This is a genomic window from Halorubrum kocurii JCM 14978 (assembly GCF_000337355.1).
GTDB classification, from domain to species: Archaea; Halobacteriota; Halobacteria; order Halobacteriales; family Haloferacaceae; genus Halorubrum; species Halorubrum kocurii.
The window spans coordinates 126,770-142,512 of sequence record NZ_AOJH01000006.1; the positions used below are offsets into that span (position 1 = coordinate 126,770).

Annotated in this window: 8 protein-coding genes; 3 read left to right on the forward strand and 5 right to left on the reverse strand. The window is 58.8% G+C overall.

Annotation, left to right across the window (positions count from 1 at the left end; all coding sequences use genetic code 11):
- Window positions 1-15: 15 nt before the first annotated feature.
- A complete protein-coding gene (locus C468_RS00920; RefSeq protein ID WP_008846986.1) occupies window positions 16-1,443 on the forward strand; it encodes an amidohydrolase family protein in 1,428 nt (475 codons plus the stop codon).
- A 78-nt stretch (window positions 1,444-1,521) separates the two neighbouring features.
- Here C468_RS00920 and C468_RS00925 read toward each other — a convergent pair whose 3' ends face one another.
- Window positions 1,522-3,696, reverse strand: coding sequence for a hydantoinase B/oxoprolinase family protein (locus tag C468_RS00925; RefSeq protein ID WP_152422836.1), 2,175 nt, complete (start codon window positions 3,694-3,696; stop codon window positions 1,522-1,524).
- Complete coding sequence (locus C468_RS00930) at window positions 3,689-5,800, reverse strand: hydantoinase/oxoprolinase family protein (protein ID WP_275039703.1); 2,112 nt, start codon at window positions 5,798-5,800, stop codon at window positions 3,689-3,691. The genes C468_RS00925 and C468_RS00930 overlap by 8 nt, the downstream gene beginning before the upstream one ends.
- A 225-nt stretch (window positions 5,801-6,025) precedes the next feature.
- Here C468_RS00930 and C468_RS00935 point away from each other — a divergent pair, with 225 nt between their 5' ends.
- Window positions 6,026-6,772, forward strand: coding sequence for an SDR family NAD(P)-dependent oxidoreductase (locus C468_RS00935; RefSeq protein ID WP_161609712.1), 747 nt, complete (start codon window positions 6,026-6,028; stop codon window positions 6,770-6,772).
- Between the two features lie 1,833 nt (window positions 6,773-8,605).
- On the opposite strand, the gene C468_RS00940 is transcribed toward C468_RS00935, so the two are convergent.
- Window positions 8,606-9,970 (reverse strand): restriction endonuclease, encoded by a 1,365-nt coding sequence (locus C468_RS00940; RefSeq protein ID WP_049911799.1) that lies wholly within the window; start codon window positions 9,968-9,970, stop codon window positions 8,606-8,608.
- Between the two features lie 406 nt (window positions 9,971-10,376).
- Between C468_RS00940 and C468_RS00945 the strand changes: the two genes are divergently transcribed.
- Window positions 10,377-11,633 (forward strand): RNA-guided endonuclease InsQ/TnpB family protein, encoded by a 1,257-nt coding sequence (locus tag C468_RS00945; protein WP_049911800.1) that lies wholly within the window; start codon window positions 10,377-10,379, stop codon window positions 11,631-11,633.
- A gap of 717 nt (window positions 11,634-12,350) precedes the next feature.
- On the opposite strand, the gene C468_RS00950 is transcribed toward C468_RS00945, so the two are convergent.
- Entirely contained in the window at window positions 12,351-13,808 is a 1,458-nt protein-coding gene (locus C468_RS00950) for an orc1/cdc6 family replication initiation protein (protein WP_008846992.1), read from the reverse strand.
- 869 nt (window positions 13,809-14,677) lie between these two features.
- Window positions 14,678-15,655, reverse strand: a complete 978-nt coding sequence (locus C468_RS00955; RefSeq protein WP_008846993.1) for an IS1595-like element ISHko5 family transposase — start codon at window positions 15,653-15,655, stop codon at window positions 14,678-14,680.
- Window positions 15,656-15,743: the final 88 nt, after the last annotated feature.

Here is a 15,743-nt window from a genome sequence, read left to right on the forward strand (position 1 = left end):
GGGAAATCGTGGTGTATGGTAAGCTTACTCATCACAAACGGGATCGTCGTCACGCAAAATTCCGACAGGGAGGTGCTGGAAAACGGTGCTGTCGCGGTTGACGGGGACACGATCGTCGACGTGGGTCCGACCGCGCGTCTCGACGAGAAGTACGACTCGGACCGCCGAATAGACGCGACCGGAAAGGCGGTTATTCCCGGGTTGGTGAACCCACACACCCACGTCTCAGATATTCTGTTACGGGGGAGCTGCGGGACCGACCGGGGGCTGTACGACTGGTTGTTCAACGTCAAACAGCCCGGCATCGCAGCCATGACTGAAACCGATCACGAAATTGCGGCGGCGCTGTACTGCGCGGAAGCGCTGTCAGCTGGTATCACCACCTTCGTCGAAAACGACGGGGAACTCCCCCACGGTGCCCTTGACACCATGGAAGCGAAGTTCGACGCCTACAGAACGGCAGGGGCGCGGAGCATCTACGCGCGCGGCGTGCGTGACCTCCCGCCAGACGAGGCGTTCGTGGCGCTCATTGAACGCATCAGCCGGCGAGACCCGGCCGTCGACACCCCCGGTCAAGGGAGGTACGTGGAGCACATCGACGACTGGCTCGACGAACTGGAATCGCTTTACGACGAGTACCACGGCACCGCCGACGGGCGCCACGAGATCTGGGTCGCTCCGGCAATCGTCGAAGGGATGACAGACGACGGACTGTCGGAGACGTATCAGTTCGCCGCGGAGCACGACGTGATGACGACCATCCACACCGCGGAGGCGCCCGTCCAAGCCGGTGGGGCACTCTCGCCTATCGAACACCTCCGGAACGCCGGATCGCTCGGCGAGCACGCCCTCTTGGCACACTGTGTGCAGGTGAACGAGCGGGACTTGCGGCTACTGGCCGAAACGGACACGCGGGTCGCTCACAACATCGCCTCGAACCTCGCGCTGGGGAACGGATTTGCACCGGTGCCGGCAATGCGGGCCCGGGGTATCGCGGTCGGGATCGGCACCGACAACTCGACCCTGAGCGACACCGTCAATCTGTTGGCAGACCTGCGCCTGGCCGGGCTGGCTCACAAGGGCCACCACACGGATCCCGGGGTAGTCACCGCCGGCGAGGCCCTCGATATGGTGACGATCGAAGCCGCGCGGGCCATACGGAAGGGCAACGAGCTAGGCTCGCTCGAACGCGCCAAGCAGGCGGACCTCGCCGTCGTGGACATCGACGCCCCTCGGTTGACGCCCTCACCCGACATCGTCCGTGCGCTCGTCCACCAGACGCTCGGCAGCGAGGTCGAGACGGTAGTCTGTGGCGGCGAGGTAGTCGTTGAAGACGGGACCGCGGTCGGCATCGCGGACGCGTACCCCGATCTTTTGGATCGGGCGCGTGAGGCCGCTGAACGCGTTACGGTCGCCTCAGGCATTGCGGACGGAAGTGTGTGACACCGCAGGCGGGCGACGGGCCTCGAGGGGGTATGTGAACCCGCGACGGCGATCAAGAAGTCGTGCTGTGGAAGCTCGTCAGGGGGAGAGTCGGCTCACGAGTCGTGGGTCGTCTCGCTTCGCGACCTCCGTATCGAGCAGCGTTCCGCAATCCGGACAGAGGAACTGGCGAAGGCGGTATCCCGCCGTGTGGTGCGTCGCCTCGCCAACAGTGGCGAGTGACTCCTCGCTGACGGCGGCCGTTCCCTTCCAGTCCTCGTCGGCGCGCCCGACGTGAGTCCCACAGCTGTCACACGTCGCGTACAGTCGCTCCGCCTCGTCGGCTTCGACGGCCACGTTCGCGCCGAGACGGTACGTCGTCGGCTCGATCTCCCCCGGTGAGGGCGTCTCGTCTGGGACTGACGCTCGCTCTAAGCGGTCGCGGTAGCACTGTTCGCGGGCGTCCTCGACGGATCCAGTGATGGTACCGTCCTCGTCGACGGGGACACAGTAGACTTCGCGAGCGGTCTCGGCGGAGATTTTCTTTTCGGCGACGTCTCGAGCGACACGCTCGGGATCGCGGTCCAGCGGATCGCCGTAGCCTCCGCTCCCTGGGTGTCGAACGTGGAACACGTCGTCGTCGCCGAGAGTCTCCACGCCCCACCTGGCGTGTTCGGGTTCGGGGAGTGAGTCCTCAGTCGGTGGGTACTGACCGTCCGTCCCCGCGCCGTCGCGATAGGCGAGGAAGTCGGTGTTCGCGCCGGGGTAGCCACCAAACACGCCCGTCGACTGGGGAACCTCGATCCCTCGGGCCATCGTCACGACGTCGATCTCGTCGTACTCCTCGCTGTCGGCTGGCGTGACCGCGAACTCGTGGCCCAGTCCCCCCCGGAACTCCCCGGGGCCGCCGGAGTCGGCGACGAATCGACGGTAGAGGTACATCAGCGGGAGCACCGCCTCGTGGCGTTCGGCGTTGCCCCACCGAGCGACGATGTTGACGACTTCGCCGCCGAGATCGACGCCATCGTCGAAGGCCCTGGCCCCGCCGGCACCAGCGAACGTGTCGGTCAGGGTCTCCACTTGTGTGTCACTGCCGTGTTCGATCTCCAGCCCGACGTGGCAGTGAGCGCCGTGCCAGACCCCGGTGGCTCGGTCGGCGTACGCTTCGCTGGCCCCGAGGAGCTTCGAGACCGCAAGCGTCGAGAGGGAGTTGCACATCTGAAGCGTCCCGATAGTGGCAATCGAGATGGGAGCAGGCCGCTCGGCGTTGACGATCGTCCCTTCGGGTGCGTCCACGTCGATAGCGCGAATGATGCCATCGTTCCAGGTCATATCGTGACACAAGAGAGGTAACAGCGGCGCGATAACGCCCCCGATGGTACCGATCTCCGTGCAGTTGAATCCCACTTCGCTCTGCTCGTCGGTCCCCGCAAAGTCGAAGCGAAGCGAGTCGCCCTCTTTCTCCAGGGCCAGCTGGACGGTGAAGGCTCGGTTTTCGCTGGTCGAATCGAGGTACTGGCGCTCTTCCCAGCGACCGTCGGGGAGCTCGCGGAGACGCTTTCGGAGCTTCTTTTCGGACTGGTCGATGAGCTGCTCGCCGACGTGTTCGATAGTCTCCGGAGAGTACTCGGCCATCAGCTCCTGAAGCCGGTCTTTCGCCACGTTGTTCGCTGCAATCTCCGACCGGAGATCGAGTTCGACCATCCCCGGGTCCCGGCTCATGTTAAGGATGGTGTCGAGGATGTCCTGGCGCATCTCGCCGCCCTCGATAAGCTTCATTCCGGGGGTTTGGAACCCCTCGTGGAAGACGGTCGTCGCATTAGGCGAGAAGCCGCCGGGGTCGATAGACCCGATGTCCGCGACGTGGACGAAACTCGCTGAGAAGGCCTGGAGCTCCCCGTCGTGGAAGATCGGACAGATGATGTACACGTCGGGTGGGTGCAGCGCCGCCGTGTACGGGTCGTTGAGAATAAACATGTCTCCGGGCCCGATGTTGCCCTCAAAGCGGTCAATAATATGCTTGGTCGCTTCAGAGGCTCCGAGGTAGTGGTGGAGAAACCCGACGCCCCCGGTCAGCAATGACCCGTCCTTCGTGTACAGCGCGACCATCAGGTCGTGGCCCTCGTTGGTGTTTGGCGCGCCAGAGACCCGTTTTAGCGCCTTAACAGCCTCGTCTGTGACTCTGACCAAGCGGTGTTTGATGATCTGAAACGTGACCGGGTCGATCTCCTCCACACTCAAATCGATGTCTTCGGTGGGGTCGGTTTCACTCATTGGTACCCTCCTGGACGCTGATACGGATGTTCTTGTATCGGTCCATCTGTGCCACGTCGCCGGGGTTCACGACGATGGTCGTCACCGGCGTCAAAATGACGCCCGGCTCTGTGATCTCATCGCCGGGCGTCAGTTCCTCGAAGTCGTAGAGCACGCCGTCGATGCGGCCACCGGCCGCCTCGAAGTGCATCTCCTTAGTCCCGAGCCGCGCCCGTTCGGGGTTCGACTCGCTGACAGGGTGTTCGTTCAGTTCGGGCGTCGACAGTGGGCCGACCCCGCGCACGCGAAACTCAGTCATCTCGATCCCGCCCTCCTTGTACGCAGATCCCTGGCCGTAGCGCTGTTCGTACAGATCCTCGAAGCGGTCGACTGTCGCCGCGACGTCCTCGTCGGTGAGTCGTCCCTCCGCCTTGACGGGCGTGAGTAGTTCGTGCACCTGACGCTGATAGTGCATGCTGATCGAGCGGTCAAGTACGACCTCCTCGGCGTCGAACCCCTCGTCGATGAGTTTCTCGCGGGCGGTCGCTGACAGGTCGTCGAACACCCCGTTGACCTGGTCGGCGTCAAAGGGTGGCTTGATCCCCTGGACGTCGAGGTGTTCGTGTGTCACGTCCGTCGAAAGTAATCCCAACGCGCTGTTGACCGATGCGGTGTATGGCACCAGCACCTCCGGGATGTCCAGCTCCCTGGCGTAGGAGGCGGCGTGCATGCCGGCCGCACCGCCGATAGCGACTAAACTGAACTTCCGGGGATCGATCCCCTTCTCGACGGTGGTCTCCCGGAGTAGGTCCGCGATGATAGAGTTGATGAGCTTGTAGATGTCCGCCGCTGCCTCCTCAGTTGGTTTCCCGAGCGGGTCCGCGACCCGCTCGTCGAACACCTCATAAGCATGATCGGGGTCCATCGTCTTGTCCCCGCCCAGGAAGTACTCGGGGGAGAAGTACCCCTGGATGAGGTCCACGTCAGTTACCGTTGGACGATCCCCACCGCGACCGTAGCAGGCCGGGCCCGGATCCGAACCAGCGCTCTCTGGGCCGACCTGCGGGACGTTCGTCCCTTCTTCCAAAGAGATGATGCTGCCGCCCGCGACAGCGATGGAGTGGATGTCGCGTTTGGGGAACTGGTAGTGGTGGCGGCCCACCATCGGCTCGTCGGCGTACTCGATGCGGTTGTCATCGATGACGCCGACTTTGAACGTGGTTCCCCCCATATCGGTCGAAATGACATTGTCGATGCCCCGGCGGTTAGCGACGAACTGGCTCCCTAATAGCCCCCCGACTGGACCGGATTCTATGAGTCCGACGGGGCGCTCGATGGCGTCTTCTCGAGACACCAACCCGCCATGCGAGAACATCAACAGGAGCAGGCCGTCGAAGCCGTACTCGGACAGCGTCGAACGCAGGTTAGTGAGGTATTCCTCTGCCGTCGGACCGAGGTAGGCGTTAAGCACCGTGGTGGACGTGCGCTCGTACTCACCCATCGTCGGAGACACGTCGCTGGAAATAGTGACGTACAACTCCGGGTACCGCTCCGACAGCAATTCCTTAATTCGCCGCTCGTGCTCAGGCGAACTGAACGACCACAGCAGACAGGCGGCGACCGACTCAACGCCGTCCTCGACGAGGGCGTCGATGCTTTTCAGTACCTCTTCATCGTCGATATTTTCGACGATCCGGTCGCGGTAGGCTCGCTCGGAAACTCCCTTGATACGCGTTCGCGGGAGCAGCGGTTCGGGCTTGTCAGTGTTGATGATGTCCTTCACTTGCTCGAACGGGAGCCCCGACCAGCGGCCGTACCCACCCCGAGTTGCGTGGAGGGTCTCCTCGAAACCAGCCGTGGCTAGCAGCCCCGTCTCGGCCCCCTCTCGCTCGAAGAGGGCGTTCTCCCCGACAGAGGTCGCGTGGAGAAACAGGTCGGTGTTCGCCAGCAGTTCGGACAACCCGAGGTCCAAGTCTTCCGTCGCGTCTCTGAGGGAGTCGAATATACCCTCTGAGAGGTCCGGATACGTCGTCAGATCCTTGCCGATAGTTACGGCTCCTGAGTCGTCCATGATCGTCGAGTCGGTACACGTTCCGCCGATGTCAGTACCTATTCGGTAACCCATGCGCTCAATCGTGTCTGATACTACCACACAATGGGATTAAATCTATGGGTGAAGCCCCAGCGAGCCGAGCGCCCCGCGAGCCCGACGCCGACACGGTTCACGCACGACCGGGCAGATCAGCGACGCTGTCCCTCGTGCAGACGGGACTCGTTCGGGCCGTTCCACGAAGTGTCGGGTTTTGCTGGAAGAACAACGGCTTTGCGTGGGTCGTTCGATCGGGGTGGTATGAGGTTTGACGACTCGACAGTCGTAATCACCGGTGCAGGCCGGGGGATTGGCAAGCAAATGGCCGAGCGGTTCGCATCCGGCGGTGCCGACGTCGTCATCGCCGACGTCAAGGGCGCAGACGAAGCGGCAGCAGAACTCTCGACGGCGGCGCTCGGCGTACAAACCGATGTTACTGACCGGGACGACGTGGAGCGTCTCGCGACAGAGACCATCGATCGCTTCGGCAGTATCGACGTACTCGTGAACAACGCCGCAATCTACGGGCCGCTTGTTCCGAAACGCGACCGCCGGTACGACGAGATCCCGGTCGACGAGTGGCGCGACGTGATCGACGTCAACACCACCGGGATGTTCATTTGCTGTAAGGAACTGGTCCCACACATGGAGGCCCAAGGCCACGGCAGCGTCGTCAACATCTCCTCGGCGGTGATGTACGGCGGGTCGACCGGGTACCCTCACTACGTCACGTCGAAGGGCGCCGTCCCGTCTCTGACTAGAGCGATCGCAGCCGAGGCCGGCGAAAACGGCGTCCGCGTCAACGCTGTCGCGCCCGGCCTCGTGACCACAGCGGCCAGCCAACAACTCGACCAGGAATACCTCGACGCCATCGCCGACCAGCAGTGCCTCCCGCGTAACGGGACGCCAGAGGAGATCGTCGACACCGTCGAGTTCCTGGCCAGCGAGAAGTCGTCGTTCATCGCCGGGAGCGTTCTCCACCCCGATGGCGGGCTGACGTATCGCTAATCACCCGCTACCAGTCGATAGGCACCGAAAGGCACCGACTCAACTGCTACTCACTCAGTGAGCGGTACATGGCGTTCGATAGCCGCTAGCGCGTCGCTCAGATACATTCGTTTCTCTCCAACGTTTGTGACTCTCGAAAAGCAACGTAATATCGATAGCCGGTCCATCAGATCAGTAGTCCCGGTCCACGCGTGACGCTCAATTAGCATCGTCAATATCGGCACGCAGCAGATACTCGTAATCGGCGTTGTTGTTTCGGCTTGACGCTCGACGTCGAAGATATCCCTCTCGATATAGCTCCCCGAGCAATTTACTACATCCCGCGAGGGTGAATCCCGTTTGGTTCGCGATATCGAAGCAGTCTTTCCACTCGGTCATCGAGAGCGCTTGGCACACTTTTTCCCTTCGTGTTTCTGATTGTTCCCGATGCATATCCGCTACAGTGGTTTTTCAGTATAATATAAGTTTGGAGGAATTCACTGCAGTGTCCGTTAAGCAGGTCTAAGCACGTACTCTAGCCCAGAGACGATCCAAAGAGCAGGGAGTCTACACAAACATAATATGTGGTATAACAGTAATACACGAATGCCGATTGTTAATATAACATGGCAAGGTAGTTTTTTATATCAGAGTGAGAATCATGTTACCATGCATCAATACCCGAATAACACAATAAAAATAAAGGAAGAGTGCACATCCTGCGGAACATCCATCTCAAAGCTGATCGTTCTAAACGCCCCGGATCGCATCGAGATCTGCCCACAGTGTCAGTGACCCACGACCGAAGTCGTGGGCGTGTCAGTGGGCTACACCTTCTACCACCGAATTGACGGAGGCGATAAATTCGCCGTTCAGGTGACAGCGTCCTACGGACCCTCTCCTCGGAGATAGCCCCGGGCAGACTAGACAAATCGATCGACTCGCCTCAACGATTGTCTGCAGCGCTCCGAAACGATAGAGAAGAGCGTAGCGAAGGGTGGTAATGAATAGAACGGGTAAAATGAATAGAACGAACAAAACGAATGAAACGAGTGAAACGACCAACGCTCAGCTGTAGGATACTGAATATCCCACCGGACGTCGTAGCCAGCATCAACGTTTCCGCGGCCTACAGATGAGGCATTACTAGAATAGTTTGAAAACGAATAGGTATAGTTTCATACCTTCTAAAATATATTCTATTTGATTTCTACTGCCGTTGATCTCGATGCGGGACTCGGACCATTCTCGACGAAGACCGCCTGCGAGGTGCGCGGCGTCATCGACAGAACTACGGCGTCGGAAATATCAGAATTTTCGCACAACTCGGTGTGTTATTCTCGGACGATCGGAGACTATTCCGTCGAAATACCGAACGAATAAATTATTCCAGGTTCAAGATTGACTAAAGCGTACGGCTAGTGCTCGTCGTCGGTACCCCGTATTGATTTCTGAACGACCGTGACTCGATCCGAACATTTCGCTGTGAGCTGGCTGTGAATCAGCCTTTTCAACCAAGTTTTTAACCGCAGTGTGGCTCCGTTTTCACCCGACTGCTTGAATAAAGTAACTATATTTAAATATGATAGTTGTACGAGATAGTGGCAGATGCAAGGGCGCGCTCAGTGCGTCCGCCGCGCACCAGGTCATTCAGGGAAACAGCGAAGCGTGGCGCGGGTTTTTCAGTGTGAAAGAGCAATGTCACGATGCGGTAACCACTTCAGTCACGGAACATCCGGAACCGTCGAGCGTCCGTGGCAACGAAGCGATGGAGGCCTCGTCAAGAGTTCCACGGTCCGGTGAAGGACGGGCTCGAAGAGATGGTCGCCGAACCGGCGTGACCACCGAGCCCGCTCAGATGATGCCGCCGATGACGAGTAGTCCGACGATGAGCAGCAGCGTCGCGACCACGCTCCCCCCGGCCAGGAACTTGTTCTCCATCACCTTCTCGTGAAGCGGCATCTCGGCGTACTCCTCGCGGAACGCCTCGAGATTCTGTTCGTCGTAGAAGTATTTCGTCTTCAAGGCGAACCGTTCGGTCACCGCACAGCCCGTACAGACCGGCTCCCCCTCCAGCCGCTCCGTTTTGATGTGGCTGGTGCAGGCGATCGCCCCGCAGTTCGGACAGTAGGTGTACGTCTCGTCGGCGCCGCTCGTTTCGCAGTGGACGCACCGATGGATACCGTCTTCGACGGTCACTCGTGACGGCCCTGCCGCGTAGTACTCGTAGGGGTAGGTGTACTCCTGGATGTCGGTAGTGTGTCGAACCTCGGGGAGGTACACCGGCTCGATCGATTGCACGGAGATGTCCGAGAGATTCGGCTCACACGTCTTGTTGTACGTGACGTTGTTGTCGCCGGTGTAGGTGACCGTCGACGTGTGGTGCTGCTGGAGCCGGTCGACGGCCCACTCTTTGTACTCCGTTTGGGTCTGGCCGAACCGGCGCTCCTCGACGTCGTCGAACACCTCCCCGAACTGTTCCGGGTCAAGTTCGATCCTCGTCTGGAGGTTCTCGGTGACCAGCGTCGCAACGGTCTCGTCGACGACCTGCGGCTGTCCGCGTTCGGCGTGAGCGACGAAGCGGGTCCGATCGTTGATCCGGTGGATGACGCCGACGGACGTCTCGAAGACGGCGTTCGTGTCGGCGGTGACCGCGACCACCGGGCGGAACGTCGCCGCCGAGTGCGGTGTCGGGAGATCGGCGGCCTCGATGTTTGCGATGTCGCGGAACGCCTCCGCGACCGGTGCGCCGAAGTCAGCGGCCGGGTCGTAGGGGCGCAGCGTCTCGTCGCAGAGAATCTCAATGCGACCGTTGTAGAGGTCGAGGCCGATCTCGTCGGCGATCTCCCGGAGGTCCTCGCCGTCGATCAGCTCGATGGGGTATGGATCGTCGTTTTGCTGGAGCCGCCGGGCGTACTCTTGGGCAGGGTTCGTGAACCGGCCGGTCGTGACGACCATCCCGCGTTTGGGGCCGTCGAAGTCGAACGTCGCGATCGCCGAGTGGAGCTTCTGGACGACCGGCCGCCCGACCGTCCCCGTGTGCTTGCACTCGACGATAATCGCTCGCCGCGTGCCGTCGACGACCTCTTCCATGATGACGTCGCGACCCTCATCAGCAGTCTTCTCAGCTTGGCGGACGTTCTCGTAGCCGAGGTTGCGGAAGACGTCCTCTATCACGTCCTCGAATTCAAATCCCGAGAGATCGTCCAGTACAGCCATTCGGATGTGATTGGACAGTCTCTTGCGATAACCAAATACGTGCCGACCTCGGAGACAAACGCGGCTGAGACGATCGCGAGATGGTGACCGAAAAGTCGGTTCTGGTCCGATACGCGTTAACCGATCGCGGCCGCCCGGCAGCGGTGTGGTTCGGGAATTCCAAATACAATTGATTCGATAGGTTCGAGATTATCTAATAATTAATATACAAAAAATGATGATTATTACTCAAAGTATATTTTCATAGGTGTTCGTGGCAGATTCGTTAGACTGAGATCAACTGAAGCGGTAGCGCGGAGTCCCCTTCCTCAAGGAGCGACCGAAGGGAGTGAGTAGGGAGGGGAGGAGCGCGTTCGTATCAGTCATAAACACTACTTATAAGTAGCCTTCTATATACATTGAAACTGTGGCAGACGACTACGTGCGTCGGACGGCAATCACTCGTCTGGAGGTTACAGACGAGCAACGCGACCTGCTCGAAGAGACGATCTCCAACTGGAAGCGCGGGTGCCAACTCGCCACCGACATGGCGTGGGGCAACTGTAACGCGAAAAGCGACGTACAGCCCCTCGCTTACGACGACGTGCGCGAACACACCGACCTCGGGAGTCAGCACGCGATTCTCGCCACACACCAAGCCGCTCAAGCCATCACTGGCTGTCTCGAACGCCGCTCCAAAGGGAAGAGAGTCAGCAAACCGACGTTCACCGCACCCACAGTGAAGTACGACACGCGGACGCTGACCCTGTTTGACGACGAGACGGTGTCGCTCTCCACTACGGAGAGTCGCGTTCGGTGTCCGCTTGTCCTTCCCGACGCCGACGATGGCTACCAACGGCAGTACCTCGACTCGGACACCTGGAGCGTCACGGAAAGCACACTCACCGCCCGTGACGGCGACTACTTCTTACACATGGGCTTCCGTCGGCCCAAAACTGATACTGAAAAGAACACCGCCGAGGACGGAACGGTCCTGGGGGTTGATCTCGGTATCGAAAACCTCGCCGTCACAAGCACCGCCTCTTTTGTCAGCGGGCGGGAGTTAACCCACAATCTCCGAGAGTTTGAGAAAGTACGCGCTGGCCTGCAACAGACCGGGACGAGGAGTGCCCACCGGACGCTCGAACAGTCGAGTGGCCGTGAACTTCGCTACGTTCGGGATGTACTCCACCGAGCATCCAACGCTATCGTCTCGGAAGCGCTCCGGTACGAGTGCGACGTGATCGCGTTCGAGGACCTAACCAATATCCGCGACCGTACGGGAGCGTCGTGGGGACACAAGTGGGCGTTCGGAACGCTGTACGAACAGGTGGAATATAAAGCCGAAGCAGTCGGTATCCCGGTGAAGCAAGTGGGGTCGGCATACACATCCCAACGGTGCGCCGAATGTGGATTCACGGCAGACGAGAATCGCCGAACTCGCAACGACTTTCGATGTATGAAGTGTGAGTCGGAAGCGAACGCGGATTACAATGCGGCGAAGAACATCGGGATGCGGTACGTCCGTCGAGGCCAACAGTCGTCTCGACGGACGGGCGACAGTCAACTCGCCCTGAAGTCTGGAACGGTGACGCCAAGTGGCGGATTCACCGCCCACCCGGACGGGTTCGAGGCCGAGCTCACGGACAAGCCCCTCCCTCAACGAGCGAACCCGTCAGGGTGAGCGAAGTAGGGTGGGGTTGTTGACACCGTTTCGACACAAATTGATACGTGGACCGGCTCTAGTCAACAACGCCACCCTACTTCGCTCAGTCTAACGACTTCTCTCGTTGAAAATAAGTTGGTGTATACATAAGCAATAATATATGAAGTGCGTTTTGATATCAAGAAACCACTGTTGCTCGCGGCGTTCCTACCTGTGGGTATACGATATTTTTCAATTTTAAGACAAGAGACTGGCCCCAGATTCTGACGCTGTTGCATCTGCTTCGTGGTCGGGGGTGGAGAGAACAGATGGTCCGGTATCTGACACCAACAAATCAAAAACACTTCGATAGAGGGGTGTATCCAGTCGGTTCCCCCACCAACACATCGATAGAGGGGTGTATCCAGTCGGTTCCCCCACCAACACATCGATAGNGGGTGTATCCAGTCGGTTCCCCCACCAACACATCGATAGAGGGGTGTATCCAGTCGGTTCCCCCACCAACACATCGATAGAGGGGTGTACCCAGCCCGTTCCCTCTCGAACACATCGATAGAGGGGTGTCAGTTAGGGATACAACTGGTTGCTAGTTAGCTACCACGCCCTGAAGGACATGTATGACCTCGCTGGCTTTCAGCGCGACCTGCCGTACGTGATTTGCTACCAGACAGAGTGTACACATCGATAGAGGGGTGTCTGGAACGATGGTGACTCGCAGACACCCGCTGGAGGTCGCTACGTCTGGTTCCGAATTTGTGCTTTGACGACAGAGTGCACTTCGCTCTCGGAAACCATCTCAATACGCGAATCCTCACGCAGCGTCTCGAGAATTGTTTCCGGCCGTTCACCGAACTGGAACTCGAGAAACATCCCTGAGCTCGGTCCGTGACTCCGCCGTTCGAAGTCGACGAGCGAGTACGTCGTGAGCTCTTTCATCTTGTTTACGTACGTTTCTTGATGGTACTGGTCGGCGTCGATCGCGTCAGTCAGATACTGGTACACACGGTATCCCGTCGTGCTCCGTGCCGTCCCATCGGCTGATTGTGACGCCACAGCTGCAGTAGCGTACAGACAGAGTTTCTTTTGGGTACTGATTCCGCGGACAACTTCCAACACACGATTCTTTTCGACTTTTGCCTGAGCGGCACGGACGTGTTCTTCACGAACGCGACCGTCACCTTCCCGTTCAGCGAGCTCGCCGGCGACACGCATCAAGTCAATCGCTTTGCGCGCGTCCCCGTGGGTTTGCGCAGCGAACGCCGCTGCGAGTGGGATCACGTCGTCGTCGACGACGTCGTCGTGGAACGCGTCCTGACGCCGCCGAAGGATGGCCTTGAGCTGGTCGGCGTCGTAATCGTCGAAATGGACGTCTTCCGGGGTGAACGAACTGACTGCCCGGCTGCCCACAGCCTCCATCATTTTCGTATCGTTTGAGATGGCAACAACCGAAATGTACGCATCAAGCTCGTCGTTCGCACCGGCGCGAGAGAGCTGATACAGCAGCCGTGAGAACGCAGGATCCTGTTTATCACGCCGACCGACGAGCATATCCAGCTCATCAAGGACGAACACGACTGAGTCGAAGTTCTCATTCACGATTCGGTACAGCTCATCCCATTTTTCCTTCGTCGCCACGCCGTGTTTTGGGACACGAACCTCCACGCCCGCCTCGTCTGCCGCTTGTTGGGCGAGTTCATATACGGCGACGCCGAGCGTATCCAGGTCTTGGCAGTTTACCTCGATTGTTCCGAATTGGATGTCCCGGGACTCGCAGATGCGGCTGATGTTGTGACAGACGGCTTTGGTGATGAGCGATTTCCCAGTTCCCGATGGCCCGTACAGAAACAAGTTCGGAGGGCGGTTGTCACCGAGCGCGACACGAAGCATCTTCGTAACCTCCTGGAGCTGGTCGTCACGACCGACGATACGGTCCTCCTCGACGACAAAATTGGGATCAAGCAGTGATCGGTCACGGATGAGCCCCTGCTGTTCGTCGAACTCCAGCAGCATGTCCTCGATCGATTGTTGGGACGCGTCAGTCGGCTCGGTCGCCGACTGGTCGGTACCATTCCTCGCAGAGGACTCTGATGAGCGTTCTACGTCCGCAGTGTTCGCTCCATCGGAGTGTGCCGGAGGTTCGTCCTCCAGCGATCCCGGATCCGCAGAGAGATCATCGGAATCGTCGATATCCATACTCGGAGTGACACCGGCCCGTATGAAAAAGGTTCGTACCTCTATCGAAGTGTGATTCAACGTTTAAAACGTCCATTCGCTCATTACCATCGAGTGGAGCGCGATTCGCGTCGGTTATCCGCTAGCCAGTGACGATGTGTTCAAAAGAACTCCGTCGAAGACACACACCCCTCTATCGATGTGTTCGGTGTCTTCTCGGGGAGGGGGGGTAGAATGGGGATCTCGATTCCAGTAGCTGCCAGTTGATGACGGTACGGGCTTGAATACACGGGATATCCCATTTAAGCGGTTTTTATCCGTGATTGAAACTCGTCTCTTTCTTCTCTTCTTTTCTTTCTATTAACACACAACACACACACCCCTCTATCGATGTGTTCGATGTGTTTTAGCAGCAGTGTTCTGTGGTTTCACAAACGACGTTACACTCCTCTCCTTCTCTCCCATCTAAAACCGTTCAAGCAGGCGTTTACTGCCGATATTAGAGAGATAATCGCTATACTCACCAGACGTGATGAGGAAATCGCTGTGGAGTCTCGCGTAGAAACACATCGATAGAGGGGTGTGTCTCTCGGCGAACGGCGCGCGGACAGTCACGTCCACGAGCCAGGATCGATATCAACGGAGACGCTCTGGTTGTAAGGTGAAGTGGTCGACACTTTCTGCTACGGTCTCGACTACCACTCTAGATCGTGAACACATCGATAGAGGGGTGTCTCCTCGACCTCGAGTTAGCTACAAGCGAGACAATGTAGTCAATTCGTACTATCATTCGTGTTCGCTCTTATGTAGAACTACGGAAAGACCCGATAACGAGACACTCAACCGCTGTCTCGACAGATCCTCCGGCGAGAGTGAGTGAACGANCGCTCTTATGTAGAACTACGGAAAGACCCGATAACGAGACACTCAACCGCTGTCTCGACAGATCCTCCGGCGAGAGTGAGTGAACGAACGATACCGAAGGTGTGAGCGGCCTGTTCCAAGCCCTGCTTGGACAGGCCGCGGAACTTCCGTAGCCACGGCTGGACGATTGAAAACAGACACTCAGATTGGTTGATGTGGACTCCGTCGGGCGATACGTATCTCTCTTTGTGGACGACTGTTCGGTGGGTCCGATCCATCTCTCGGTACGCTTGGAGTCCATCAGTCCAGACCTCTCCCAGCGGCTGGGAGAGGTCTTCAGCCTCCTGAATCACTGGCTCAAGATCGTCTTGATAGTCGATTCCACGGTGTCCACGAATCACGCGCAGTGAGTCGCGGCACGCCGCGACGAGCGTCAGCTGATCACCGTGGCGCCCCCGCCAGCGTGACCGGCCAGACTGTGACGAGCCGCCGCGAGAACGGCTGTTCCGCGGCGGCTCTTGTCCTTTGTAGCCCGAACAAACCCTGCCAGATTCGTCGACTTGCGTTGGTCCATCGATGATCTGGTCGAGGTGCTTCCAAACCGCGGGAAAGCCGCGCTGAACCGCGGCTTCCACCTCTCGAATCACCGTGTGAACGGTTTTGTAGGCTCGATCGAGAAGCGGCGCAATCTGGTTGATACTGAGCAACGTATCGGCGTAGAGCGTGAACGCGAGAAGTATCTCGCCGCAGGTGAGATGCTTCTCGTGGAAGGGCGTTCCGTAGGTGTAGGCCGGCTTGAAATCACAGTCTCGACACCAAATACGGTCCGTATTCTCCCACGTGACGATACGCTGATTCCCGCAACGAGGACAGGATGTGTTCTCCCAGAACTCCTTGAGTCGCCGCTCGATGCGGGCATCGAGCGGCTCCGTATCGATCTTGATGACATCTAATTCAATCAGCTGCTGAAACAGACGACCGAACGCTGGCTCAGTGGAGGTCATACCTCCCGATTACCGGCGACTTAGTGTAATTATACGGTCTTTCCGCGTTTCTACATAAGAGCGTNAACGCTGGCTCAGTGGAGGTCAT